At 66.2% G+C, this 25430-nt stretch carries 23 protein-coding genes; 12 read left to right on the top strand and 11 right to left on the bottom strand.

The features are described from left to right. Window positions 1-20: 20 nt before the first annotated feature. The 3 genes from A37E_RS0117750 to A37E_RS0117740 are packed head-to-tail and all read right to left on the bottom strand — an operon-like array spanning window position 21 to window position 3424. Window positions 21-332 carry a 2Fe-2S iron-sulfur cluster-binding protein gene (locus tag A37E_RS0117750; RefSeq protein ID WP_029557845.1) on the bottom strand — a complete coding sequence of 104 codons (312 nt, stop codon included), beginning with the start codon at window positions 330-332 and terminating at the stop codon, window positions 21-23. 15 nt (window positions 333-347) lie between these two features. Further along, window positions 348-1385 carry an NAD(P)/FAD-dependent oxidoreductase gene (locus tag A37E_RS0117745; protein ID WP_029557844.1) on the bottom strand — a complete coding sequence of 346 codons (1038 nt, stop codon included), beginning with the start codon at window positions 1383-1385 and terminating at the stop codon, window positions 348-350. Next, window positions 1382-3424, bottom strand: a complete 2043-nt coding sequence (locus A37E_RS0117740) for a molybdopterin-dependent oxidoreductase (protein ID WP_029557843.1) — start codon at window positions 3422-3424, stop codon at window positions 1382-1384. Before A37E_RS0117740 ends, A37E_RS0117745 begins: the two co-directional genes overlap by 4 nt. A 210-nt stretch (window positions 3425-3634) precedes the next feature. Between A37E_RS0117740 and A37E_RS0117735 the strand changes: the two genes are divergently transcribed. The 7 genes from A37E_RS0117735 to A37E_RS0117705 all read left to right on the top strand — a co-directional run bounded on the left by A37E_RS0117735 (window position 3635) and on the right by A37E_RS0117705 (window position 10860). Beyond that, window positions 3635-4519, top strand: a complete 885-nt coding sequence (locus tag A37E_RS0117735) for a dihydrodipicolinate synthase family protein (RefSeq protein WP_197023007.1) — start codon at window positions 3635-3637, stop codon at window positions 4517-4519. Between the two features lie 92 nt (window positions 4520-4611). After that, on the top strand, window positions 4612-5919 hold the full coding sequence (locus A37E_RS0117730) for an ABC transporter substrate-binding protein (RefSeq protein WP_245279371.1): 1308 nt from the start codon (window positions 4612-4614) through the stop codon (window positions 5917-5919). A 23-nt stretch (window positions 5920-5942) separates the two neighbouring features. Then, window positions 5943-6821: a branched-chain amino acid ABC transporter permease gene (locus A37E_RS0117725; protein WP_029557840.1), complete on the top strand. Its 879-nt coding sequence runs from the start codon at window positions 5943-5945 to the stop codon at window positions 6819-6821. Next, window positions 6818-7768 carry a branched-chain amino acid ABC transporter permease gene (locus A37E_RS0117720; RefSeq protein WP_051679139.1) on the top strand — a complete coding sequence of 317 codons (951 nt, stop codon included), beginning with the start codon at window positions 6818-6820 and terminating at the stop codon, window positions 7766-7768. Before A37E_RS0117725 ends, A37E_RS0117720 begins: the two co-directional genes overlap by 4 nt. Then, window positions 7765-8538 carry an ATP-binding cassette domain-containing protein gene (locus A37E_RS0117715; RefSeq protein ID WP_029557838.1) on the top strand — a complete coding sequence of 258 codons (774 nt, stop codon included), beginning with the start codon at window positions 7765-7767 and terminating at the stop codon, window positions 8536-8538. The genes A37E_RS0117720 and A37E_RS0117715 overlap by 4 nt, the downstream gene beginning before the upstream one ends. Further along, window positions 8525-9235: an ATP-binding cassette domain-containing protein gene (locus A37E_RS0117710; protein WP_029557837.1), complete on the top strand. Its 711-nt coding sequence runs from the start codon at window positions 8525-8527 to the stop codon at window positions 9233-9235. Before A37E_RS0117715 ends, A37E_RS0117710 begins: the two co-directional genes overlap by 14 nt. Before the next feature lie 71 nt (window positions 9236-9306). Then, entirely contained in the window at window positions 9307-10860 is a 1554-nt protein-coding gene (locus A37E_RS0117705; RefSeq protein ID WP_029557836.1) for a PLP-dependent aminotransferase family protein, read from the top strand. Window positions 10861-10924: 64 nt separating this feature from the next. On the opposite strand, the gene A37E_RS0117700 is transcribed toward A37E_RS0117705, so the two are convergent. The 7 genes from A37E_RS0117700 to A37E_RS0117670 all read right to left on the bottom strand — a co-directional run bounded on the left by A37E_RS0117700 (window position 10925) and on the right by A37E_RS0117670 (window position 17546). Next, window positions 10925-12103 carry an iron-containing alcohol dehydrogenase gene (locus A37E_RS0117700; RefSeq protein WP_029557835.1) on the bottom strand — a complete coding sequence of 393 codons (1179 nt, stop codon included), beginning with the start codon at window positions 12101-12103 and terminating at the stop codon, window positions 10925-10927. A 10-nt stretch (window positions 12104-12113) separates the two neighbouring features. Beyond that, complete coding sequence (locus A37E_RS0117695) at window positions 12114-13583, bottom strand: aldehyde dehydrogenase (protein WP_029557834.1); 1470 nt, start codon at window positions 13581-13583, stop codon at window positions 12114-12116. Window positions 13584-13588: 5 nt separating this feature from the next. After that, complete coding sequence (locus A37E_RS0117690) at window positions 13589-14458, bottom strand: alpha/beta fold hydrolase (protein WP_029557833.1); 870 nt, start codon at window positions 14456-14458, stop codon at window positions 13589-13591. Beyond that, complete coding sequence (locus tag A37E_RS0117685) at window positions 14451-15038, bottom strand: amino acid synthesis family protein (RefSeq protein WP_029557832.1); 588 nt, start codon at window positions 15036-15038, stop codon at window positions 14451-14453. The genes A37E_RS0117690 and A37E_RS0117685 overlap by 8 nt, the downstream gene beginning before the upstream one ends. A gap of 74 nt (window positions 15039-15112) precedes the next feature. After that, a complete protein-coding gene (locus A37E_RS0117680) occupies window positions 15113-15841 on the bottom strand; it encodes an amino acid ABC transporter ATP-binding protein (protein ID WP_029557831.1) in 729 nt (242 codons plus the stop codon). 49 nt (window positions 15842-15890) lie between these two features. Further along, window positions 15891-16586: an amino acid ABC transporter permease gene (locus A37E_RS0117675; RefSeq protein ID WP_024279790.1), complete on the bottom strand. Its 696-nt coding sequence runs from the start codon at window positions 16584-16586 to the stop codon at window positions 15891-15893. A gap of 93 nt (window positions 16587-16679) precedes the next feature. Continuing rightward, window positions 16680-17546 (bottom strand): ABC transporter substrate-binding protein, encoded by an 867-nt coding sequence (locus A37E_RS0117670; protein WP_051679137.1) that lies wholly within the window; start codon window positions 17544-17546, stop codon window positions 16680-16682. 164 nt (window positions 17547-17710) lie between these two features. On the opposite strand from A37E_RS0117670, the gene A37E_RS0117665 reads away from it, so the two are divergent. Further along, complete coding sequence (locus tag A37E_RS0117665; RefSeq protein WP_029557829.1) at window positions 17711-18397, top strand: GntR family transcriptional regulator; 687 nt, start codon at window positions 17711-17713, stop codon at window positions 18395-18397. 261 nt (window positions 18398-18658) lie between these two features. Here the strand turns inward: A37E_RS0117665 and A37E_RS0117660 are convergent, their stop codons facing one another. After that, window positions 18659-19621 (bottom strand): LysR family transcriptional regulator, encoded by a 963-nt coding sequence (locus A37E_RS0117660; protein ID WP_029557828.1) that lies wholly within the window; start codon window positions 19619-19621, stop codon window positions 18659-18661. 456 nt (window positions 19622-20077) lie between these two features. Here A37E_RS0117660 and glsA point away from each other — a divergent pair, with 456 nt between their 5' ends. From glsA to A37E_RS27015, 4 genes are all read left to right on the top strand, one after another. Then, entirely contained in the window at window positions 20078-21073 is a 996-nt protein-coding gene (glsA, locus tag A37E_RS0117655; protein WP_029557827.1) for a glutaminase A, read from the top strand. Between the two features lie 41 nt (window positions 21074-21114). After that, window positions 21115-22770, top strand: a complete 1656-nt coding sequence (locus tag A37E_RS0117650) for an MFS transporter (protein WP_156026370.1) — start codon at window positions 21115-21117, stop codon at window positions 22768-22770. Between the two features lie 766 nt (window positions 22771-23536). Further along, the gene (locus A37E_RS0117645) at window positions 23537-24856 is read left to right on the top strand and encodes a TROVE domain-containing protein (protein ID WP_029557825.1); all 1320 of its coding nucleotides are present in this window, start codon (window positions 23537-23539) and stop codon (window positions 24854-24856) included. Beyond that, entirely contained in the window at window positions 24853-25056 is a 204-nt protein-coding gene (locus A37E_RS27015; protein ID WP_156026369.1) for a helix-turn-helix transcriptional regulator, read from the top strand. The genes A37E_RS0117645 and A37E_RS27015 overlap by 4 nt, the downstream gene beginning before the upstream one ends. Window positions 25057-25430: the final 374 nt, after the last annotated feature.

Here is a 25430-nt window from a genome sequence, read left to right as displayed (position 1 = left end):
TCGCGGGAAAGATCCCTGTGTCAGGCATGCGGCATGGCGAGTTCCAGGCCGTCCAGTTCCGGCCCCACGCGCAACTGGCAGGAAAGACGCGATCCGGCGCGCGTGTTGAAGGCGCAGTCCAGCATGTCCGCCTCCGCGTCCTCAGGCTCGGGGAGGCGCGCGAGCCAGGCGGCATCCACCCACACGTGGCAGGACGCGCAGGCGGCTGAGCCCTCGCACTCTCCTGCGATGCCGATGCCGAGCGGGCGCAGCACTTCCATGACGGAGAGGCCGTCCTGCGCCTCCACGTCGTGGCGGCTGCCGTCGCGGGCGGTGACGATGAGACGTGTCATGGGCCGAAGGGCTCCTCAGGAGTTTGCAGCGCGCGCGGCCGGGTCGCCACGGCTGGTGGAATGCTCGAAGTGGCGCGCCGCGGCCGGGCGCAGCAGGGCGAGCGTGCTGTGGGCGGCTCGAGCGGCCTCCGCGAAGCCGGTGAGGATCAGCTTCAGCTTGCCGGGATAGTCGGCGACGTCCCCTACGGCGAATACGCCGGGGCGCATGGTCTCCATGCTGGCGGGAGCGACCGGGACGCCGGCGGTGCCCGCGGCGATGCCGAAGCCGGCGAGCGCCGAGAGATCCTTGGCGAGGCCGTAGAAGCACAGGAGCGCATCGGCCGCCACCTCTTCCTGCCCACCCGCGCCATCGGCGAGATGCACGGCCTCGATCCGCGCGCCGGTTCCAGACACGCCCGCAAGGGTACGGGGCGCGCAGATGCGGATGCGCCCCTCCTGCACGAGGCGCTCGATCGCGGCGAGCGTCGCAGGCGCGGCCCGGAAGACGGGCCGCCGATGCACAAGCACCACCTGAGCGGCGATGCCGGCGAGGATCACCGCCCAATCGGCTGCCGAGTCTCCGCCGCCTGCGATCACCACCATCCGGCCGCGAAACCGCGCGGGGTCGTCCACCGCGTAGAAAAGGCTTGTCCCCTCGAAGCCGGCGAGATTGGGGATCGGCGGACGGTTGGGGCCAAACGCCCCGGCGCCCGCCGCCACCACAACGGCACGGGCGCCCACCTCGCTCCCGTCGGAGAGGGTGATGCGGAACTGTTCCTCCTCCTGCCTGAGGCCGATGGCGCGGCGGCTGAGGAGATAGAGGGGGTCATAGGGCGCCGCCTGTCCCACCAGATCGGCGACCAGTGCACCCGCCGTCACGGAGGGCCGGCCGGGAATGTCATAGATGGGCTTTTCCGGGTAAAGCGCCGCGCACTGGCCGCCGGGTACGTCGAGCGCGTCCACCACCACGGCGTCGAGCCCCGCCTGGCCGAGGGCGAAGAGGGTGAACAAGCCCACGGGCCCCGCGCCGATGACCGCCACGTCCCGCACGGCGGCCATCCGCAATGGGCTCATTGCGCGGCCTCCGCGCGTATCAGGCGCGCCTCCGTACCGTGGACGGTGGTGCTCTCGGCGATGTCGCTCTTGTGGCCCGGCACCAAGGCGTTGACGTTGGCATCGCCCGGCGAGAGGCTCGGCCAGCGTCCCTTGTGCATCAGGACGACGCCCGGAAGGGTGCGGTCCGAGATGGCGACCGTGACCGGCACGCGGCCCTCGCCATTGGCAAGCACCACCTGATCGCCCTCCGCGAGGCCTTCGCGCGCCGCGTCGTCCGGATGGAGCGCCACGGTCGGCGGTCCGAGCCGGCGCCGGATCACCGGATCATTGCCGTAGCTCGAGTTCATCTGCCATTGGGAGGCGGGAGAAAGGATGCGCATCCTGCCATCCGCAGGCGGCGCGTCGACGTGGGCCATGGGCAGGCGCGGCAGGCCGAGGGCGGCCGCCTGCCCGCTCGCAAGCTCAATTCGTCCCGACGGCGTACCGAAGGCGAGGCCTTCGAACTGCACCTTCGGCTCGGGGAAGACGGTGGCCGTACCCACCGCGGCCAAGTCGGCGAAGGTGCCTTCAAAGGGCGTCTGGGCGAGGAGCCGCGCGATGAGGTCGGCATCGGTCTCGAACAGCTCGGGCTCGGCAAAGCCCATAGCCGCCGCGAGCCGGCGGAAAATTTCCGAATTCGGCAGCGCGGTGCCGGGGGGATCGCCCGCCTTCACCTGCGCCGAGACGGTGAGGTCAAAATAGGACAGCACCAGGTCGTCGCACTCGAGAAAGCTCGCCGCCGGCAGCACGATGTCCGCATAGGCGGTGGTGTCGGTGTGAAACAGGTCCACCGCCACGTGGAACAGGTCCTCGCGCTTCAGCGCCCGGCGCAGGCGGGCCTGCTCCGGCGAGGAGGCCGCGGGATTGTTGTTCCAGTTCACGAAGGCGCGCGCGCGCTGCGGATCCTCCAGCGTGGCGGCGAGGTCCATGTGGCTTATGGCGGGCGGCGCGTTCGTCGCAAGCGCGGGGCAGGTCAGCGTCGCCATGTCGATGCCGCGCCCGCCGGGGCCGTTCATGTAGAGAAACCCGGCGCCGGACTTGCCGAGATTGCCGGAGAACGCCACCAGCGCCGCCAGCGCACGGAAGGCGTTGCCGCCATACGGCTGCCGCTGCACGCCCTGTCCGAGCCACAGGAGCGAGGGGCCCGCTCCATAGGCGCGCGCGGCCTCCTCGATCAGCTCCGCCGGCACGCCGCAAAGCGTCGCCGCGCGCTCAGGGCTCATGGCGGCGATGGTTGGGGCAAGGTCCTCCGCCCCCAGAACGTGGGAGCCCAGGAAATCCCGGTCGTCGAGCCCGTCGCGCCGCAGCACATGGATGAAGGCGAAGGCGAGCGCCGCATCACTGCCGGGCCGCAGTTGCAGATGCAGGTCCGCGGCGCGCGCCGTGTCGTGGGCGACGGGATCGACGGCGATGATGCGCGTGCCCGCGGCCTGCGCATCCGCGAGCCAGCCCTTGTTCTGGTGCGGCGCCGAGAAGGAGGGATTGGCGCCCCACACCAGGATGGTGCGGGCATCGCGCGCGGTGCGCGGGTCGAAGCCTTCGAGGGAGTTGCCGAAGGTCATTTCCAGCGCGACATGCCCCGCCTTGTTGCAGACGGTGTCGGGATCGACCTCCGTGGCACCGAGGCGGTTGAAGAAGCGGATGGGATACCAGCCGCCCACCAGCCCCACCGTGCCGGTGTAATGGGTGTGGAGGATCGTGCGGGCCTCGCCTTCGGCGCTGAGCGCGCCGAAACGCTCGGCGATCAGCGCCAGCGCCTCGTCCCAGCCGATGGGCTCGAACGTCCCTTCGCCCTTGGCCCCCACGCGCTTGAGCGGCGTCGCCAGCCTGAAATCCGGCGCGCGCCAGCTGCCGTTGTAGGCGATGGCGCACTTGCCGCAGAGGGCGCCCCGGGTGACGGCGTGGTCGGGATCTCCGAGAACCTTCCGGATCATGCCGTCGCGGCGGCCCACGACGATCCCGCAGGCGTCGTAGCAGTCCCTCGGGCAAGTGGTCTTGATGAAGTCCGCGTCCGCCATGGCGCTGGTCGGCCTCGTTCTGGTGAAGGGAAGAGCGGTCGCGGCCGCCCACATCGGCCGGCTCGCATGGAAAACTTATGCGAAGGGCCTCCCGCCCCGAAGCCCTCCCTGAGCTGGTCCTATCGATTTTTCCCAAAGCGGAACCATCGCACGCCTTGTGAACCGGACATCCCGGGCTCAGGCTTCATAGTGAAGACGGGGAGCCGAGGCATGACCAGAATGAATATCGAGGGTGTTGTTCTGTTTTCAGTGACGCCGGTCGCGGCGGATGGCTCCATCGACTACACACGGTGGAAGAAACATCTTGATGATGCACTCGCGGCCGGCATCCACAGCGTCACCCTGTTCGGAAGCACGGGCGCGAACGGCTACTTCACCGAAGCCGAGAAGATGAAGGCGCTGGAAGAGGTCGCCACGCATCTGGGCGGCCGGGTGCCGGTGATGACGGGTATCGGCGCCATGACCACGGCGGAAAGCGTCCGCCTTGCAAAGCACGCGGCCGACCATGGCGCGGATGCGGTGCTGGTGGTGCCGCTCAACTACTGGAAGCCGACCGAGCGGGAGATCATCGCCCATTACGAGACGGTCGCCGCGGCCAGCGACCTGCCCCTGTGGCTCTACAACAACCCGCCACTCGCCGGCATCGACCTCACCCCGGCGCTGGTGAAGACGCTCTCCTCCATCCCGACGCTGGTGGGCATGAAGGACTCCTCCGGCGACCTGTCGCGCGCCTTCATGGTGCCCAAGATCACCGGCGGAAAGGTTCAGGTGGGCATCGGCCAGGATACGCTGATCCTGGAGCCGACGCTGGCCATCGCGCCGGCCTGGTTCACCGGCCTTGCCAACATTTGTCCGGCCGAGTGCGTCGCCTTCTGGAACGCAGCCAAGGCCGGCGACGTGGCGGCGGCCTATGCCGCCGCGGCCCGTCTCTTTCCCCTGAGCGAGATCGGCGGTCGTTACGGCATCATCCGCGTCGCCCACGAGGGGTTGGCGCTGATGGGCAAGAGCGCGGGGTATCCGCGCCCGCCGCTTCTGCCGCTGGAGGCAGCGGCCGCCGCCGAGGTGAAGGCGGCTCTCGATGCGTTGGCCGCCTGAGGCGGACCGGCAAGGCCATTCATAGGCAAGGCCCATTCATAAAAGCATAGAGCGCCAAAGGCGCCGCTTCTCCAAACCTTCCGGAGATCGACATGGACCCGAAATCAGGTATGGACCCGAAATCAGGTATCGACCGTCGTGGTGTCCTCAAGGGCATGGCGGGGCTGGCGGCTGGAAGCGCCGTCGGCGCCTTTCCCATGCCCGCCCTCGCCCAGAATACGCCGTTGAAGGTCGGCATCATCGCGCCACGCGCCGGCACCGCGGCCTACATCGGCGCCAACGGCCTGCGCGCGGTGGAGTGGAGCACCGAGAAGATCAACGCGTCCGGCGGCATCGCCGGCCGCAAGGTTGAACTGGTGGTGGAGGAGGAGACCAACGCCAAGGAGACGCTGGAGCGGGCGCGGCGCCTCGTGCTCCAGGAGAAAGTGGACTGCATCCAGGGCGGCTATTCCACGGGTGTGACGCTGCCGATGGCGCCGACGCTGGAGGACATGCAGGTTCTCACCATCTTCTGGGACGGCACCACCCAGGACGGCGTGAAGGAGACGATGCCGTCGCCGAAATACGTGTTCAAGAGCACCGACAACGAGTGCGAAGCGGTGATGGCCTCGCTGATCGCGCTCAAGCATCTGAAGGGCCAGTTCAAGCGCATCGCCGCCATCAGCCCGGACTATACCTACGGGCGCAATGTGTGGACCGCCTTCAAGGCGCTCAACAAGAAGTTCGGCATCGACGCCGAGGTGGTCTCGGAGCAGTGGTCGAGCTTCAGCCAGCTGGATTTCACGGCCAACGTGGCGGCGCTGAAGGCGGCCAAGCCCGATCTCATCTATTGCGTGCTGGGCAATGCGGACCTGCCCATCTTCATGCGCGCGGCCACCAGCGCCGGCCTCACGGATACCGCCCGCATGGTGCTGGTGCAGGCCGGCCACCAGCACGGCCAGCTGAAGAAGCCCTTCACGCCGGTCGGCACGCTGCTGTGCTACAACACCATGTATTTCGCGCGGCCCAATCCCTCTGCGGCGCAGAAGGAATTCGTCGAATACTACATGGACAAGTACAAGGACTATCCCCACTGGGAGAGCGACCGCGCCTTCTTCGCCATGAACGTCTACAAGGCGGGCGTGGAGAAGGCGATGGCCGCGAAAGGCGGCTCCTGGCCGAAGCCGGAGGAGATCGCCCAGGCGATCGAGGGCATCAAGGTGGAATCGTTCGGGGGGCCGGCCGGAATGCGCAAGGATCATATCGCCGAGGAGATGTTCTACGGCGGCTTCGCCACCCACGACAATCCCTATGACGTGTGCACCCTGAAGGACACCTACAGCTACGACGCCTCCGTGCTCCAGAAGCCGCCGGGCGCCGATTTCTGGGGCTGGCTCGAAACGGCCAATTTCCCGGTCTGACCGGCCGGGAGCAGAGACGCGACATGGCCACGGTCGACCTTCTGTTCGCCGCGCTGTTCAACGCCGCGGTCCTGTTCCTCGTCACCGCGGGACTGCAGCTCATCTTCGGTGTCCAGCGCATCGTCAATCTGACCGCCGGCTCGCTCTATGCCCTCGGGGCCTATTTCGGGGCCTCGGTGTTCGAGTGGTTCTCGGCGCAGGGCGGCTCTCCCGTCCTGCTCCTGCCGGTGCTCATCCTGTCCGGCCTCCTGGCGGGACAGGTGGGCTTCATCGTCGAGCGGGTGCTGCGCACGGTCTACGGCCGCGACGAAGCCTTCCAGCTGCTCATGACGTTCGCCTTCGTGCTGATGTTCCAGGATGTCCTGCGCTACGTCTGGGGCGCTCAGCCGCGGCTGCTCGGCGATCTGCCATCGGTCTACGGCACACTCGTGGTCGGCGAATTCACCTTCCCGGTCTACAATTTGCTCGTGATGACGAGCGCGCTGGTGGTGGCCGGCCTGCTCTACTGGCTCATCGAATGGACCAGCCTCGGCCATGTGGTGCGGGCCACCGCCGAGAACGGCCGCATGGCGGAGGCGCTGGGCGCCAACACCCGGCGCATCAACATGCTGGTGTTCGTGCTCGGCTCCATGCTCGGCACGGTGGGCGGCGCGCTGGTCATTCCCACCACGGCGGCCTCGCTGGAGATGCCCATCGCGCTCATCGTCGAAGCCTTCGCGGTGGTGGTGATCGGCGGGCTGGGCAGCATCCGCGGCGCCTTCCTCGGCGCCATCATCGTCGGCGTGCTCAGGGCGCTCTCGCTCACCTATTTCCCGGAGCTGGAGGTGATGTCCATCTATCTTGTGGTGATCGTCGTCCTCGTGGCGCGGCCCTACGGACTGTTCGGGAAGGCCGAGGCATGAAGACCATCCTCGCCTTCCTCGCGGTGCTCGCGGCCTTCGTCGCCGCCCCGTTCGCGCTGGGGCCCTACTACACCACACTCATCATCCCGATCCTCGCCTACGCCATCGCTTTGACCGGCCTCAACCTCCTGTTCGGCTACGGCGGGCTCCTGTCCTTCGGCCACGCCATGTTCCTCGCCATCGGCGCCTATGCGAGCGCGGTGATGGGGGCGAAGCTCGGGGTTCGCGCGTTCGAGGCGCAGCTCATCGTGGCGATGCTCGCGAGCGGCACGGTGGCGGCCCTCATCGGCCTCCTGTGCCTGCGCTATACGACCATCTTCTTCTCCATGCTGACGCTCGCCTTCGGCATGATCTTCCATTCCTTCCTGTTCAAGTTCTACGACCTGACCGGCGGAGAATCCGGCATCTCCGTGCCGCGCCCCAGCCTGTTCGGCGCCAGCTTCGCCTCCATGAGCAAGACCGCCTTCCTGGTGGGGCCGTTCTACTGGTACGCGCTCGGGCTGTTCTCGGTCATGTTCCTCCTCATGGCGCTGATCGTCTCCTCGCCCCTGGGGCTCGCGCTCAAGGCGGGGCGGGACAACGAGCGCAAGACGTCGTTTCTCGGGGTACCGGTGTTCAAGGTGCGCTACGTGGCGTTCATCCTGTCCGGTATCTATTGCGCGGTGGGCGGCGCGGTGCTGGCGGTCAGCATCGGTGCCGCCGATCCGGAGCTGTCCTACTGGACACAGTCCGGCAACATGATCTTCATCATCATCCTCGGAGGGCTCGGGCAATTGTTCGGCCCGATCGTCGGGGCCGTGTCCTTCACCCTGCTGCAGGACACGCTGATGGCCAATACCGAGTACTGGCGTTTTGCCCTCGGCGCGATTCTCGCGCTCATCATCATCTTCGCCCCGCGCGGTATTCTCGGCCTCATCACGCGTGCACTGGAATGGAGGCGGCGATGATCGAGATGCTGCTGCGCGCGTTGAACATCACCAAGCGCTACGGTGCCTTCACCGCGCTCGCGGGGGTGTCGTTCGATATCTCGAAGGGGGAGGTGGTGGCGGTGGTCGGCCCCAATGGCGCCGGCAAGACCACGCTGGTGAACACGCTCTCCGGGCTGTTCATGCCCGACGAGGGCGGCGTGATGTTCGAGGGGCGCCCGGTGGCGGGGCTCGGGGCCAGCGCGCTCGCGTTGCGTGGGCTGGCCCGCTCCTTCCAGCTCGTCACCATCTATCCGAGCTTCACCGTGGCCGAGATGATCTCGGTCGGCGCCTTCGCTCGCGCCGGGCAGACCTTTCGCCTGCTGAGGCCGTCCGCCACCTGCCGGCGCGAACAGGCGCAGGTCCGCGAGGTGGCGGCGGCCTTCGGCCTGGAGCACCGGCTTGAAACCACCTGCTCCGCCTTGTCCCAGGGCGAGAAGAAGCTGGTGGATATCGCGAGCGCGCTCACCTTGCGTCCGCGCCTGATGCTGCTGGACGAGCCGACCAGCGGCATCTCGAGCGCCGACAAGGACCGCATCATGGAGACTCTGCTCGCGGCGGCCCAGCGGCTCGGCGTCGAGAGCCTCGTCCTTGTGGAGCACGACATGGAATTGATCGCGCGCTACGCCACCCGGGTGATCGGCCTGAAGGCCGGCAGTCTCGTCGCCGACATGCCACCTGATGCCTTCTTCCGGGACCCGGCGGTGATCGAGACCCTCGTCGGCAAGGTGCCTCACAATGCTCTCGGTTGAACGCCTCAGCGTCGACATCGCCGGAACGTCGATCCTGCGCGCCATCTCGCTGGACGTGGCGGCCGGTGAGATCGTCTGCCTGGTCGGCCGCAACGGGGCCGGAAAGACAACGTTGCTCCGCGCACTCATGGGGCAGCTCGCGCCCCGCGCCGGCACCGTCCTGTGGCACGGGAACGCGCTGGCCGGGCTTCCGCCGCACGAGGTCGCCCGGCGCGGCATCGGCTTCTCGCCCGAGGAAAGCGAGGTGTTCGCAAGCCTCTCCGTGGCCCAGAACATCGCCTTCGGCACCTGGACGCGGCCATCGCGGGAGCGTCCTGCGGCCGATCGCATCGCCTTCGCCTATGAAGTCTTTCCCAAGCTCCTCACCTACATGACGCGCGGCGGTGCTGAACTCTCCGGCGGCGAGCGCAAGATGGTGTCCATCGCCCGCGCGCTGGCCCTCGATCCGGACCTGCTGCTGCTCGACGAGCCATTCGAGGGCCTCTCGCCCGCCATCATTCCCACCATCGCCGCCGGCATCGCCTCCATCCGCGCCTCGGGCCGGGCGGTCCTGATGGCGGAATCCAACGTCCAGCATATTCCCGACTATGTTTCGCGCATCTATGTGATCGAGCGGGGGGAGGTCATCTTCCACGGCAGCCTGGAGGCGGCGCGGGCGGATCCCCTGGTCCGGCAGGTGGCTTCGGGCCTCGCCTGACGGGGATCTGGAGGCGTTGGATGGCACGTGAATTGCTTTGCTCACCCTTGGGGCAAGGATCGAGCAGGCACATGATTCCACTGCATCTGGACCCGGCCGCGGGCGTCACGCTCCAGGAGCAGGTCTACGACCAGGTCCGTGCGGCCATTCTCGCCCGCACCCTGCCGCCGGGGGCGGCACTGCATTCGACCCGGGAACTGGCCCGCACGCTCAAGGTGTCGCGCAACACCATCGTGCTTGCGTTCGAGCGCCTCGCCAAGGAAGGCTACCTTGTGATGCGCCCGGGCGCCGGCACCTTCGTGTGCGAGGTGCTGCCGGAAGCCTGCGTCGGCCTGTCGGGATCGCCCAATCCTGAGGCATCGAGCCCCTCGCCGCGCCGGCCTGAGCCCACAGTCGTGCACCCGCCGGTGCTGCTGCGTGCAGCGCCGCTGCGCATGGTGCAGACCGGCCCCACCCGCATGCAGGTCGATTTCTGGTACGGCAGCGCCAACAGCCGGAATTTTCCGATCCGTGAATGGCGCCAATTGCTGCTGGAGAACCTTTCCCGCGCGTCCGGCAACCTGTCCGGGTACGGTCCGCCGGAAGGCGCGATCGAGCTGCGCCGCGCCATCGCCAGCCATGTCTCGGCAAACCGCGCCATTCCGGCCGAGCCGGATCAGGTCATCATCACCGCCGGCGCGCAGGAGGGCTTCAACCTCATTAGCCGCCTGTTCGTGCAGCCGGGGGTGAAGATCGCGATCGAAGACCCCTGCTATGCCGGCGCGGCGCATGTCTTCTCCAGCTTCGGCGGCGCGCTGGTCCCGGTGCCGGTGGATGCGCAGGGTCTGTGCACCGAGTATCTGGCGGGCTGCGGCGCATCGCTCGCCTACGTCACGCCCTCCCACCAGTTCCCCACCGGCGTCACCATGTCATTCGGGCGCCGCCGTGAACTTCTGGCCTGGGCCCGCAGCAGCGGCGCCTATGTGGTGGAGGACGATTACGACAGCGACTTCCGATATGACGGTGCCCCGCTCGCCGCGCTGGCGGGCCTCGATGCCAACACCTCGGTGATCTATCTCGGCACCTTCTCCAAGTCCGTTGGCGCCGGCATACGCACCGGCTACATGGTGGTGCCGAAGCAGCTGGTCGGGCCCGTGCGGCAGGCCAAGAGCCTTGCCAACTACGGCCATCCCTGGCTCGACCAGATCGTGCTCGCGGACTTCATCGACCAGGGCCGCTTCGCCCGGCACGTGCGGCGCATCCGCCAGACCTACAGCGAGGCGCGCCAAGCGTTGGTGGAAAGCCTGAACAGCCATTTCGGGCCCACGCGCATCTCCGGTGCCGATGCCGGCATGCACGTGATGTGGACGCTGCCGGACCACCTCCCGCCGGTGCGCGAGGTGGCGCGGATCGCGGCCGATGCGGGCGTCGGGATCTACACGCTGGAGGCGGCGGGCGCCCACGAGATCGTCCCGTTCCGCTACCCCCGCGCCGTGGTGCTGGGATATGCGGCGCTGACGCCGGAGGCGATCCGCAAGGGCATCGCCCGGCTTGCATCCGCCTTGTCCCGGGAGGGCGTTGACCTCTCCCCCCGCCTCGTGCGGCAGCGGCCGAGCGTACTGGCGGCGCCGGGACCGCAGCGATAGCGCGTCAAAGCTGCTCCCGCCCGTCCAGACGGTGACCGGGTGCAACGCAAATGTTGCCCCCCCATCACCCGTCGATGGCTCCACCGTCCCAGGCAATCTCGTAGAGACGGACGATCTCGTCTTCGGACGGAATGCGCGGATTATTCCCCGGGGTGCCGGAGGCGAGGGCCTGGCGGGCCATCTCCGGCCGCAGGCGGAAATAGGCCTCCTCATCCAGGCCATAGGCCTTGGGGGTCGGAACCTCGAGGCGTGCGTTGAGATCCCGGAAGCCCCTCACCAGGGCATGCCCGGCCTCTCCATCCCCCATGGTCGCCAGCGCCCAGCCAAGCGCGCGGGCGGCCGCGGCGTAACCGGCGGGCGCAGCGGAAAGGGAATATTCCGTCACGAGCGGCAGGAGCATGGCGTTGGAGAGGCCGTGCGGCACATGGAAGAAGGCGCCGATGGGCCGGCTCAGCCCATGAATAAGGGCGGTGGACGTGTTGGACACCGCAAGCCCCGCATGGGTTGCACCCAGCATCATGGCCTCGCGCGCGGCGCGATTCGACGGTTCGCGCGCGACCGTCTCCAGATTCGCGCCGATCAGCCTGAGCGCTGAGAGCGCCAGCGCTTCAGCGTGGGCATTGCCGTTGCGATTGATGAGGGCTTCCAGCGCATGGGTCAGGGCATCGAGGCCCGTGTCCACGGTGACCCGGAACGGGCAGGAGAGGGTCAGTTCGTAGTCAACGATGGCTGCGGCCGGAAGGGCCGCGGTACCGAGGATCAGCATCTTCTCCTGCGCAGCCGTGTCGGACACGACGCAGGCGCGGGTGACTTCGCTGCCGGTGCCGGCGGTCGTGGGGATGGCCACCAGCGGCATCACCTGAAGATCCACGATGCGCGGCACTTTCAGGGCATGCACGTCCTCGCCCGTGCTCGCGAGGATCGCCGCCGCTTTCGCCGTGTCGATGGCGCTGCCGCCGCCGAAGCCGATGACGCCATCATGGGAGCCGGAGCGGATCTCGTCGGCCGCCGCGATCACGCTGGTGTCGGTCGGATCTTCCACCACGGCGGAGAACACGCCGAGGCCCAGCCCCGCCTCCCGCATGGCGGCGATGGCCGTATCGGCGATGCCGAGCCTGAGGATGGTGGGGTCGACGACCAGCATGGGCCGTCTCACGCCGAGGCGGCCCAGCAAAGGCACGAGCTGGGAGAGGCTGCCGCCGCCGATCAGAAGCTCGCGCGGGGTCAGGATGCGGTTGATCATGCGGCGGTCCTCAGCGCATCACGAAGGGATCGGGGATCGGGGCATCGGACGTGTTGATCCACACCGATTTTGTGCGCGTGTAGTCGCGGATGGAATCCATGCCCGCCTCGCGGCCGAGACCGGACATGCCATATCCGCCGAACGGCACCATGGGCGAGACGGCGCGATAGGTGTTCACCCAGACGATGCCGGCATGGATCTTCGCCGTCATGCGGTGGGCACGGGCGAGATTGGTGGTGAAGACACCGCTGGCGAGGCCGAAGACGGTGTCGTTCGCCTTGGCGACCGCCTCCTCCTCCGTGTCGAACACGGTGGCGCTCAGGACCGGACCGAAGAATTCCTCGCGGAAGCAGGGCAAGTCGGTGTCGTGGGAAAAGAGGATGGTGGGGGAGACGTAATAGCCCTGGGACAGGCCCCGGGGCCGGCTGCCGCCCGTGATGCACTCGGCCCCCTGCACGATGCTGGCGGCCACCGTGCGCTCCATGTGGGCCACCTGCCGCGCGGTCGCGAGCGGGCCCATCTCCGTCTCCATCCGCTGCGGGTTGCCGATGCGGATGGCGCGAGCCTTGTCTGCCAGCAGTTTCAGGAAGGGCTGCGCGACCTTCCGCTCCACCAGCAGCCGCGAACCCGCCGTGCAGCTCTGCCCGCTGGCGGCGAAGATGCCTGCAACCACGGCGTTGGCGGCGCTTTCGAGATCGGCGTCGTTGAACACCACGACGGGAGACTTGCCGCCCAGTTCAAGGGTCGTGAAGGCGAGGTTCTCCGCGCTGTTGCGCACGATATGCCGCGCCGTCGCCGGCCCGCCGGTGAACGCGATGCGGGACACGAGCGGATGGGTGGTCAGCGCTTTCCCGCACTCGGGCCCGAAGCCGGTCAGGATATTGACCACGCCCGGCGGGAAGCCGGCCTGATGCACGAGCTTGGCGAAAGCGAGAAGCGGCGCCGGGCCATCCTCGGACGCCTTCAGCACCACAGCGCAGCCGGCGGCAAGCGCGGGCGCGAGCTTCACCGCGGACAGGAAGAGCTGCGAGTTCCAGGGTACGATGGCCGCGACCACGCCGATGGGCTCGGGACGCAGCGTGACGTCGAGGTCCGGCTTGTCGATGGGCACGACGGCGCCCTGGTGCTTGTCCGCAAGGCCGGCGAAGTAACGGTAGTAAGCCGCCACATAGCCGATCTGCGCCTTGGTCTCGCGGATGATCTTGCCGGTGTCGCGGGTTTCCAGCTTGGCAATCTCGGCCGCGTTCTCCGCCACGAGGTCGCCGAGCTTGTAAAGCAGCCGCCCGCGCTCGGTGGCGGTCATGCGCGCCCAGGGCCCTTCATGCATGGCACGATGGGCGGCGGTGACGGCGCGGTCCACGTCCGCCGCGTCGGCCTGGGGCATCAGCGCCCACGCCGCCTCGGTGGACGGGTCCACGCTCTCGAAACGCTCGGTGGGATAGGAGAAGACACCGTCGATATAGTGCTCGAATGTCTGCAAGGCGTTCACGGCTCGGCCCTCGCAAGGCTCGCGGCAGGCGCCTGCGCTTCGGCCAGGAAGGCGAGCAGGCTGCGGTTGACGGCATCGGGATGGGTGAGGGCCATCATATGGCGCGCGCCGGCGAGAATTTCCGCCCGGCCACCGGGAGCGCGGGCTGCCATCTCCAGCGACATGGCCGGGGAGGAATTGGCGTCGTGCTCGGCCGTGAAGAACAGAGCCGGCGGGACGAGTTGCCGGAGCGCCTCGGCAAACACCGCATCGGAACTGGCGAACAGCCGGTAGGTCAACCGATAGCCTTCGGGCCGCACCTGCTCCAGCGCCGCGCGGGTCAGGGCCGAGGCCTCGACGAGACCGTCCGGCACGGGATCGCCGAACCAGCGGGCCAGGGTCGGATCGATGGAGGCGGCGACACCCTTTTGGTCCAGTTCGTCGGCGCGGGCCTCAACGGCGCGCTTCAGTTCCGGTGGACGGCAGAAGACCGCGTTCATCGCCACCAGCCGGGTGACGCGCGCGGGATGGCGCAAGGCCACCTGCATCGCCACCAGGGCCCCCATGGAATGCCCCACCAGGGCCGCCCGCTGGATGCCCAGCGCATCAAGCAGCCCGACGACCGCCTCGCCATAGTCCTCAAGGCGCGCCGGGTCCGGCGGCAAGGTGCTTTCGCCGTGACCGGGCATGTCCATCGAGATGACGTCGTGATGCGCGGCGAGGACACGGACCTGCGGTCTCCAGACGTCGGCATTCATGCCGACGCCATGGATCAGCACCACGGGCGCGCCCTGACCCGCCCGAAGATAGGCGACCGAGCCCTCCACGGCGCCACCGCGCAGCCGGACGGTGGCGTGGCGGCGACCTGCGTCTGCGACCTCAGCCATGGAGGTCCTTCAGGGTCTCGAGGTCCTTGTAGCGGTCGCCGATGCGATGATGCGGTCGCCCACCGATGGAAGCGCCGAGCGCAATCACCAGTTCGTCCGGCGCGGGAGCGTCGGAGATGGCGAAGTGGACCGTCAGGTAGTGCGAGCGCCGGCCCTCGTCCTGCTTGTCCATCAGCGGAATCATGATGGGGCAGCCCGGCCCGCCACGGACGTTGGTGAAAGCGAGATAGGTCTTCGCCCCCACCGCACGGCGGAAGTGATTGCCGAAATGCAGGGTATGGATGAGCGCGGAGGCGTGCTCGATTTCGCCGGAGGTACCGCACAGAGCGGCCTTGCCGTAGCCCTCCACCGCGTCGCCGGAGCCGACGCGGCGCAGGATCTCGTCAGTCAGGAGCGCACCGAGTTCCGGCGCGATGGCCATGATCTCCGGCTTGAGGTCGTCGACGAAGCCGCGGCCGGCCCAGGGATTGGCGATCACCGCCGCCGCACCGAACAGATGGAGGGGGGTCGGCGCCGCCTTGCCACCCTCGATAAGCACCTTCTCGTCGTAGCCGACGATCTTGCGAAGCTTCAGCATGATCTCTTTTCCAAATTCCGGATTACGGCATGCCAGGACAGGAGGCGCGCAGGGGCATGGCACCGCCCCCGGCAGCCTCAGTGAGACAGGATCTTGGAGAGGAACGCCTTCGCCCGATCGCTCTGCGGATCTTCGAAGAAGCGCGCCTTCGGCGTGTCCTCGACGATCTCGCCGCGATCCATGAAGACGACACGATCCGCGACCTTTCGCGCGAAGCCCATCTCGTGGGTCACGACCATCATCGTCATCCCCTCCTGGGCGAGGGAGACCATCACGTCGAGCACCTCGGTGATCATCTCCGGATCAAGCGCCGAGGTCGGCTCGTCGAACAGCATCGCGATGGGGTCCATGGCGAGCGCGCGGGCGATGGCGATGCGCTGCTGCTGGCCGCCCGAGAGCTGGAGCGGATACTTGCCCGCATGGGCCGTCATGCCGACGCGCGCGAGCAGGCCCATGGCCTTGTCGCGGGCCTGCTCGCTCTTGCGCTTCAGCACCTTCTCCTGGCCGATGCACAGATTCTCCAGCACGCTCATGTGCGGGAACAACTCGAAGTGCTGGAAGACCATGCCGACGCGGGCGCGCAGCTTCGACAGGCTGGCCTTGCCGTCGGTGATGGAGGTCCCCTCGATGAGGACGTCGCCCGTGTTCACTGGCTCCAGTGCGTTCACGCACTTGATGAGGGTGGACTTGCCCGAGCCGGAGGGCCCGCACACCACCACCACCTCGCCGCGCGCCACCGAGAGCGAGCAGCCTTTCAACACCTGGAAGGTGCTGTACCATTTGTCGACACCGCGGATTTCGACCACGGGTGTGGTGGCGCGGGCGGATGTGCCGTCAGCTGCATTCATGGCGCCCTCACCTCTGCTCGACCAGGCCGGCCTGGGGATCGTAGGCCCGGCCGAAGCGGCGCTCGATGCGGCGCTGGATGAACTCCCAGGCGGTGGTCATGATGAGGTAGTAGATCGCCGCAACCACGAAGAGTTCGAGCACCAGGAACCGCTCCTGAATGAGCACCTGCGTGCGCCGGAGCAGCTCCTCCATGGAGATGATGGAGGCGATGGAGGTGGTTTTCAGCACCCCATTCACCGAGTTGCCGAGCGGCGGGATGATGATGCGGAAGGCCTGCGGCGCCACCACGTAGCGCATCACCTGGAACGGCGTCATGCCGATCGCGCGCGCTGCGTTCACCTGGCCCCGGGACACCGCGGCGATGCCGGCGCGCACGATTTCCGAGAGGTAGGCCGCCTCGTTCAGCGTAAGTCCGATGAGGGTGGATTCCACCACGGTGAACTTGATGCCGAGCTGCGGCAGGCCCGTGTAGATGATGATGAGCTGCACCAGAAGGGGCGTGCCCCGCATGATCCAGGTGTAGAAATACGCGGGCGCAGACAGTAATTTGTAGCTCGACATGCGCATCACTGCGATGACGAAGCCCAGGATGAGCCCGAAAAATATGGAGAAGACGGTGAGCCCGAGGGTCACCAGCGCACCCTCTATGAGGTAGCCGTTGGTGAGATACTCGAAGAAGCCGTCCCAATGCCAACCCTTCACGTCAGCCTCGCGGGAATGAGAGAGGTCTCGGGCTGCGCGGGGCGCCCAGCGAGGCGGCGGGGACCAAATGCCCCGGCCGCAATGAGGAAGACGTCATGTATTGGGGCCGAGAACGCGCACCCCGCCCTCGGCCCGGCCGACGCCGTATTCGCCGAGCAGCTTGTCGAGATAGCCGTCCTTCTCCATGTCCTTCATCACCTCGGCGACGGCGTCCGCCACCACCTTGTCGCCGAAGGCCAGAGACCCGGGAGTGGGGTACAGACGCGACAAGGCGTGGGTGAACTCGCCGCGGTCCTGGTACTGCTTCGCCACAGGATCGATGGACACCGCGGCATCCACCTGCCCGGCGCGCAGCGCCTGATAGACGGTGGCGTAGCCATCGAAGAGATTGATGGTCATGGGCTTCAGGCCCCGCGCCTCGAAATCCTTGTTGAGGTCGCGCATCTTCTTCTCGGCATAGCCGCCGATGTCGGTGCTCACGGCCTTGCCGGAGAGGTCGTCGAGCTTGGTGATGGGCGCGCCCGACTTCACCGCCGTCGAGATGGAGATGGCGAGGTTTTCATACGGGATCATGTAGAGAATCTTGGTGCGCTCGGGCGTCACGAAGAGGCCGGCGTTGATCATGTCCCAGCGCTTGCCCTGGAGACCGGGAATCATCGCCGCATATTCGGCGCTGATGTATTCGGGCTTCAGGCAGAGGCGCTTGGCCACCTCATAACCGAGTTCGATCCTGAGCCCTTTCAGCACGCCTTTCTGGTCGGCATAGGCCATGGGCGGCAGGGTCGGGCTCGTCGCCATCACGAACGTGCCAGGCTTGACGAGATGACTGTCGGCGATCTTCGGCTGACAGGTCTCCGCGCGGGCGAGCCCGGCCGTGAGGCAGACTGCGGCCGCCGCCGCGAGGGTGGCCGCACGGCGCGCGGACCGGGACAGCGAGGTCGGAAGCGTGATGGGGGCCATGAGTTCACCCTGAGGAATATTATTGTATGCCGTACTATGGCATACCATAATCTGGCGTCAATCGGCCTCAGCCAGCGACGATTGGTTTTCTGAGATGGCGCTGGGTTGAGTTGAATATTCGGCGCGGCTGCGGCACCAGTGCCGGCAAGAGGGAATGCGAGAAGATGAACGCTGCCACTGAACCCCTAAGGGTTGATCGCCCCGCCAAGACGCTTCGCGAGCTGACGCTTGAAAAGATGCGCGAGGCCATCTTCTCGCAGCATTTCCGGCCGGGCGACCGGCTGGTGGAGCGCGACCTGTGCGAGCGTCTGGGGGTGAGCCGCACCATCGTACGCGAGGTTCTGCGGCATCTGGAGACGGAGGGCCTGGTCTCCAATCTTCCGGCGCGTGGTCCCATCGTCTCGCGCACCACGGCGGCGGAGGCCTTGCAGATCTACGAGATCCGGGGGGCGCTTGAGGCCATAGCCGCGCGCGCCTGCGCCGAGGCCCGGCAACCCGCGACGATCGCGGCCCTCGACGCCTGCCTCGCCCGCATCCTCGCCGGCTACGCCCGGGGCAACTCAACGTTGGTCCTGGAGGCCACCTCGGACTTCTACCGCACCCTGTTCGCCAGCTCCGGCAAGGAGGTCGCCTGGAACATCGTCAACGCCCTGACGATGCGCATCAACCACCTCCGCTCGATGACGATCAAGACGCCAGGCCGAGAGGTGGAAGGCCCCAGGCAGATGCAGCGCATCGTGGAGGCGATCCGCGCGGGCAAGGGGGAGGAAGCACATGCCGCCGCTCTGCAGCACGTTGCGAGTGCCTCGGCCATTGCCCAGCGCCTGTTGCAGGAGCGGGAAGCCGGGTGATTGAGATTGGGTGCAGGCACCCCGGGAGCCCGTAGGGAAATCGGCGGACTGAACCACCCCTGGATTCACAGGCGCTTTCTTCCCTGGGGGGCCGGACCCTAGCGCCCGGCTGACGGGCGCTCCGTGCCGCTCTTAGCCTCCAGCGAAGCGCTCACCACGTTCCTCGCCGGACCATGACCAAGCCACTGAAGGGCAGATGACCTATGACGCCACCAAATGGCGGCATCTTACCAAGCTCGCGCCACCTCAATTCCTCTTCAATTAATCTTCTAGACCCGCCACATCTTCAAGATGCTTCAACAGCCATTTCAAGCCAGCATCTCGGTTACCCCGCTGATGCCAGATCGCTTCGACTACGGCTTCTTGCGGAGCGTGAGGGAGAGACAGCATCACATGGTGCCCCGCTTCAACCAGGCGACGGGCGAAGCGCTCGGGCAAGGTGGCCACCATGTCCGTACGCGACAAGATGTCCGCTACGGAGGCATAGTGCGGCAGTGAAACCGCGATATGAGCTACGGCCGCGTCATCTTCGTCCGCCTCCATGAGCAGGCGATCGATCCACACCCTCCGCCAAACTCCGCGCTCATCGAGGAACCCGTCGGCGGACTGATCGCCTGAGCCGGTCAGTTCCACCACAACGAACGGGTAAGAGAATAACCGCTCCCGGGTCACTGCGCTTCCTTCCAGTGGATGACCGCGCCGGGCCACGAGCGCCTCTTTGTCTTTGAGCAGCGGCGACCGGAGGATGCGTTCAGGGAGCTCCGAAAACCAGCCTATTACCAAGTCGAGTCGCCCTTCGTCCAAATGCTGGACGACGTCGATGCGGCTGTAGGGAAAAATTCGGAGTTCAAGCTGGGGAGCCAGTTCCGCGATGCGCTGGACGAGGCCCGGAAGGATGATGCTGCTGCTATACTCGCTGGCGGCGACGCGGAAGGTTCGCACGGCTTGGCACGGTGAAAACGGCGTCGCCGAAATCGCCTCATCGAGGCGCCCGAGACCGTCGCGAACCATGGGGGCGAGTTCGCGCGCCCGCGCCGTCGGAACCATGCCGTCATCACCATAGATGAACAGATCGTCCCCAACCGCGAGGCGAAGGCGTGCCAGCGCATGGCTGACGGCAGATGCCGTCACGCCCAGTTCCCTGCTGGCGCCGCTCACGCTGCCGGTGAGCATGATCGCATCGAAGACGCGGAACAGGTTGAGATCAACGCGCTTCAGAGACATTCGCCACCCTGTGATTGAAATTCATTGCTGCACTGAAGCAAATTCAGCGTTTACGGCCCCGCTTCACATTGGCATGGTTCGCTCGCGAGAAAAATGGCGGTAGCAGCGTGCGAGAATCGAGTGGCCGGCCCATAAATCGTGAGGCGGACGTCCTGAACATCGGCCCCGCATCAAGGTGATCCGCGATATCAGCAACGCCCCTCGCATGAAACCCCCGCTGCAGCACAGTATAAGTACGCCGCGATGCAATATATGTCTGAAATCATTATCATTCAAAAAAGAATGGCGGGTTGAGACTCTCTGCCTCCGGGCATAAGCTTCGGTTTGACGATTGGCATCTGACCTGCCCGTCGTTCGCGTTTTTGCTTTTGTTTGAAGGAGAATCGCAGCGCGCCGTCTCGGCGAGGCCCGATCAGGCTTCATCAAAACACGCCCAAGAAAAACGAGGAAACGCTCATGTTCAGAGACGACGAACTGCCTTCGCCCGCCTACATTTCCACGGGTCACCTACCTGAGGCAGACGAGGTCGAGCGCCTTGTGCGGCGGGCTCACGCGCGTTTCAAGGACAATGACGAGGGGGAGAACTCCAAGGTCTATCCGGCGCTGGAGCGGGTGCCTCGGGATCTGTTCGGCATCTGCGTCGCAGGAACGAGCGGGCGCATCTATGCCGCTGGTGACGTCGAGCACGAATTCACCATCATGAGCGTGTCGAAGCCGTTCATCTTCGCCCTCATCTGCGAACTCATCGGCCCGTCGCAGGCGCGTGCGAAGCTTGGCGCCAATGCCACCGGCCGCGCCTTCAACTCGCTCGCGGCGATCGAAGCCATGCCGGGCGGCATCACCAATCCCATGGTCAATCCGGGCGCCATCGCCGCCACAAGCCTGGTTCCCGGCGCGACCAGCGCGGAGAAGTGGGCGTTCATCCACGGCGGGCTCTCACGCTTTGCCGGCCGCGCGCTTCCTTTGAACGAAGAGGTGTACGCCTCCGCTATCGCGACCAACTTCCGCAATCGCTCCATCGCCCGCATGCTTCAAAGCGTCGGCGCCATCTACAGCGATCCGGACGAGGCGACGGAGCTGTACACGCGCCAATGCTCCCTCAATGTGAGCGCGCGCGACCTCGCGGTGATGGGCGCGACGCTGGCCGACGGCGGCGTCAACCCCATCACCAAGGAGCGCGTGGTGGAACCGGACGTGTGCCACTACGCCCTCGCCGTGATGGCGACCGCCGGCCTCTACGAGACCTCCGGCGACTGGCTCTACGAGATCGGACTACCGGGAAAAAGCGGCATCGGCGGCGGAATTCTCACGGTCTCGCCAGGCAAGGGCGGCCTCGGCACCTTCGCCCCGCCGCTGGATGCGGCCGGCAACAGCGTGAAAGGGCAATTGGCCGCGCGCTACCTCTCCCAGCACCTCGGCATGGATCTGTTCGTCTCGCGCCCCGAAGAGTGACGGCGCCGCGGACCAACACCAAATTTCGGAAGGAAAAGCCCATGACAGGTTCGACCCCGGCGCAATCGCTGGCGGGCCAGCCGGCCGGCCAGGACGCCAAGGAGAGCTGGGTGCCGATGATCGCCATCGCGCTCGGCCAGGTGATCATGTCTTTCAACGTCGCCTCGCTGCCTGTCGCGATGGGCGGCATGGTGAAGAGCTTCAACGTGCCGCCCACCACGATCGCCACGGGCATCGTGATGTATTCCATGCTGGTGGCCGGCTTCGTGATGCTCGGCGCCAAGCTCAATCAGCGGTTCGGCGCGGTCAATGTCTTCCGTGCCACGGTGGTCCTGTTTGGCTGCGCCCAGGTGCTGATGACCTTCAGCCCCAACGCGACGATCATGATCACCGCGCAGGGCCTGTCAGGCGCGGCTGCGGCGGCCATCGTGCCCTCGCTGGTGGCGCTGATCGCGGAAAACTATCGCGGCACCCAGCAGGCGACGGCGCTCGGCGCGCTGGGCTCGGCCCGCGCGGCGGCCGGTGTCGCCGCCTTCCTCATCGGCGGCGTTCTCGGCACCTTCATCGGCTGGCGCCCCGCATTCGGCATCCTCATCGTTCTTTCAGCCGTGGTGTTCGTCCTGAGCTTCCGTCTCAAGGCGGATCATGGCCGGCCGGAGGTGCAGATCGATCTGGTGGGCGTGGTGCTGGCGGCTGCCGCCATCGTGCTGATCTCGTTCGGCTTCAACAACCTCAACCGCTGGGGCCTCGCGGTGGCGACGCCGGCCGCGCCCTTCACCATCGCCGGTCTTTCGCCCGCGCCGGTCTTCATCGTGGTCGGCATCGTGCTGGGACAGTTGTTCGTGCGCTGGACCCGGCGCCGGCAGGAAGCCGGGAAGACGCCGCTGCTGGCTCTGGAGGTCATCACCTCCGGCCAGGAACGCGCGGCGGTGATGGCCATGTTCGCGGTGGTGGCGCTGGAGGCGATGCTGAACTTCTCCGTGCCGCTCTACATCCAGATCGTGCAGGGACGCTCTCCCCTCGCCACCGCCATCGCCATGATGCCGTTCAACCTCACGGTGTTCTTCTCGGCGATGCTGATCGTGCGCTTCTACGACAAGCTCACCCCGCGCCAGATCGGCCGCTACGGCTTCATGCTCTGCACAGTGGCCCTTGTCTGGCTCGCCTTCGTCGTGCGCAACGACTGGAGCGCGGTTCCGGTGCTGTTCGGCCTCGTCGTCTTCGGGATCGGCCAGGGATCGCTGGTGACGCTGGTGTTCAACGTTCTCGTCACGGCCTCGCCGAAGGAACTGGCCGGAGATGTCGGCTCGTTGCGCGGCACCACCAACAACCTTGCCGCCGCCGTCGGGACGGCCGTGGCGGGAGCGCTGCTCGTCGGGCTGCTCTCCACCATCGTGCTGGGCCGCGTCGCGGCGACGCCAGAACTGACCCCAGAGGTTCAGGCCATGGTGAATCTCGACAGCATCAACTTCGTTTCAAATGATCGCCTGAGGACGACACTGGAAACCGCCGGCGCGACGCCAGAGCAAGTCACGGCCGCTGTCGTGGTGAACGCAGAATCTAGGCTGAGGGCCCTGAAGATCGGCTTGCTCCTGATGGCCGCTATTGCGCTCCTCAGCATCATTCCCGCCGGACGCCTGCCGGACTACAAGCCCGGGGAAATACCCGATCCAGACACGACGCCGCCCGCCAAGTAGGGCAGAGTCTGCCGAGGTGCGCCCTGCCTATTCAACAGCACCTCGGCAGGCCCAGGAAAGGCGACGGCTCTTCATGGGTATATTGGCCCAACAGAGTGGCCTCGGTCGGCAAAGCCCCCCAGGCGCCTCCTCGGCATCTTGGATTTGATACCTAGACGGTCGTCGCAAAGCGCAAAGGGCAGAAGGCCCCAACCCTGTGGCAGGGTCGAAGCAATCCTTTGGTCGCTTGGTTTTGGCTAGCGCGAAGGGAACTTCAATCCTCTCTCGCAGCACCATCCCAAGCCTTATCCGGCCTCAGCTTGTTGAAGATTGGGAGTTTTCGGGTCGCTTAGCCTGCCCGAATCGAGTGGTCCAGCTTGAGGCCTTTGTGCGCCACCACGGGATCGGCTGGCGAACATCCACGGCTGGAGGCCGCCGAGGCTCGGATGGGGTCGGACGTTGTTGTAGTCGATCCGCCGAAGCTTGAGTGGTGAGCCCCAAGATAAATGTTGCGCTACGCAACAAGTCTGCTATGGTGATGATGCCGATGGTGAAGGGTGCAGGTACTTCACTCGAAATGAAAGACCCCTGCACCCGCCTGTTCCTCGGCGCCTTGATAGTCCGTGGCGCGGTGAAGAGAACGGTTACTTCGCATGTACAGCGGGAGGTCACGGGTTCAAATCCCGTCAGGGTGAAAGCCCTGTAGCTCAGTCCGGTAGAGCGCCTACGTCACCGCCTCTCCTGTTCCCGCCCCAGGCTATCATCGGCGCCCAATGATGGTGCCAACATGAAAATCAATGTCGCCCGTTCTGCTCCCCCTACCCTCACCCATGAAGGTGCGCGAGCCGCAACCGTTTCCCCCTATCAGGCGCTGCGCCGCTCTGTCCTTTCCTGCCTCCTCTGGGAGAAGGGTTTCTACGAAACTGGGCAGGATATCGCAGCCCGGGTCGAAGACCTTGTCGCGCAGGTAGACGCCGCGAAAGTCCGTGCCCTGATCGTGGAGGCCCGCAAGCAGCACGGCCTTCGTCATGTGCCGCTCCTGATGATCTGTGCTCTCCTCAGAGCCGGAAAGCCCGAAGGTGTCGCCGACCTGATCGAAGAGGCGATCACGCGCGCTGACGAACTTGCAGAACTGGTGGCGCTCTACTGGAGGGGCGGAAAGAAGCCCCTTCCGGCGCAAATGAAGAAAGGGCTCGCGCGCGCTTTCCTCAAGTTCGATGCCTATGCGCTCGCCAAGTACAACCGCGATGGGGCGATCAAGTTGCGTGACGTGCTGTTCATGACGCACGCCAAGCCCAAGGACGACGTGCAGGCCGCGCTCTGGCGCTCTCTTGTCGATGGCACTCTGGAGAGCCCCGATACGTGGGAAGTTGCCCTTTCTGGTGGAGCGGACAAGCGCGAGACGTTCACCCGCCTCATCACGGAAGGGAAAATCGGCTACCTCGCATTGCTCCGAAATCTGCGGAACATGGAGCAGGCGGGCGTCGACACCGGTTTGGTGCGTGACGCCATCATTGCGCGGAAAGGCGCCAAGTTCGTGCTGCCGTTCCGCTATGTGGCCGCTGCTCGTGCGGCGCCGCAGTTCGAGCCGGCCATCGATCAGGCACTTTCCGAGGCCGTGTCCGAGATCGGCATCCTTGCGGGGCGCACTATTGTCCTCGTGGACGTGTCCGGTTCAATGAATGCGAAACTGTCCGCGAAGTCCGATCTGACCCGCATGGATGCGGCCGCAACGCTCGCATCGGTCCTGCATGGAGACCGCCGAGTGTTCACGTTCTCTGACCAGCTTGTCGAAGTCCCTCCTCGACACGGCATCGCCGGTGTGGACGCGATCATCCGGTCTCAGGTTCACGGGGGAACGGAACTGATCGGCGCCGTAGCATACATCAACACGATGCCTGCGGACCGCCTGATTGTCATCACGGATGAGCAGGCGGCTCAGGACACCATGTACGGGCGCTTGCCGGCGCCGACTCCGAAGCGCGCCTACATGATCAACGTGGCGAGTGATAAGCACGGAATCGGCTATGGGAATGGGTGGACGCACATTGACGGGTTTTCCGAATCCGTCATGCGCTACATCTTCGAGGTCGAAGCCGAAGAATGACCGGCGAAGAGTTCCGATCACTGGCGGTCGAGCTGTTCGGCGCCGAGCGTGGCTGGCAATCCAGAATTGCCACGGCGCTCGGCGTTGAGCGTTCCGCAATTACACGCTGGCTGAACGGAACCCGGATACCCGGACCGGTTGTTGCGGCCATGGAGTGCTGGGCGAAGAATGGCGCCCCAACTCCCCCTGCACCCCAATGAAATGGGGCGGCGTCGTGGGCATTGTTCACAGTCTGCATATTGTTTGGCCACCGTGCCAGTCGCACTGCCACTCGACCACACATCGCCAGCACCGCCGTCATCGCCTCGGTCGCCAAACGGTCCACGTCCGGGAAGCGAATTACCTCGGCCCGCGCGCCGGTCGCGCCCTGAGATGCTCAACGAGGCGTTGGGCAAAGGACGTCAAAGCACCTTTACCTCCTCCCTCGGCGACGTCATCGAAACATCAAGCTCGGCAGGCTCATCGCTTCGATCGCAATATTGCAACCTGTTGTACCGGCACGTTGTGAATCGTGGCCGGACCGGAAATCGCCCAGCTACGCCGTTCCCGCTGAGACCCGCGGGAGGAGCTCGCC

The sequence above is a fragment of the Xanthobacter sp. 91 genome (assembly GCF_000702385.1).
GTDB lineage: Bacteria > Pseudomonadota > Alphaproteobacteria > Rhizobiales > Xanthobacteraceae > Xanthobacter > Xanthobacter aminoxidans.
The sequence above is the reverse complement of the archived record's forward strand: the minus strand, read 5'-3'. Positions and strand labels throughout refer to the sequence as shown.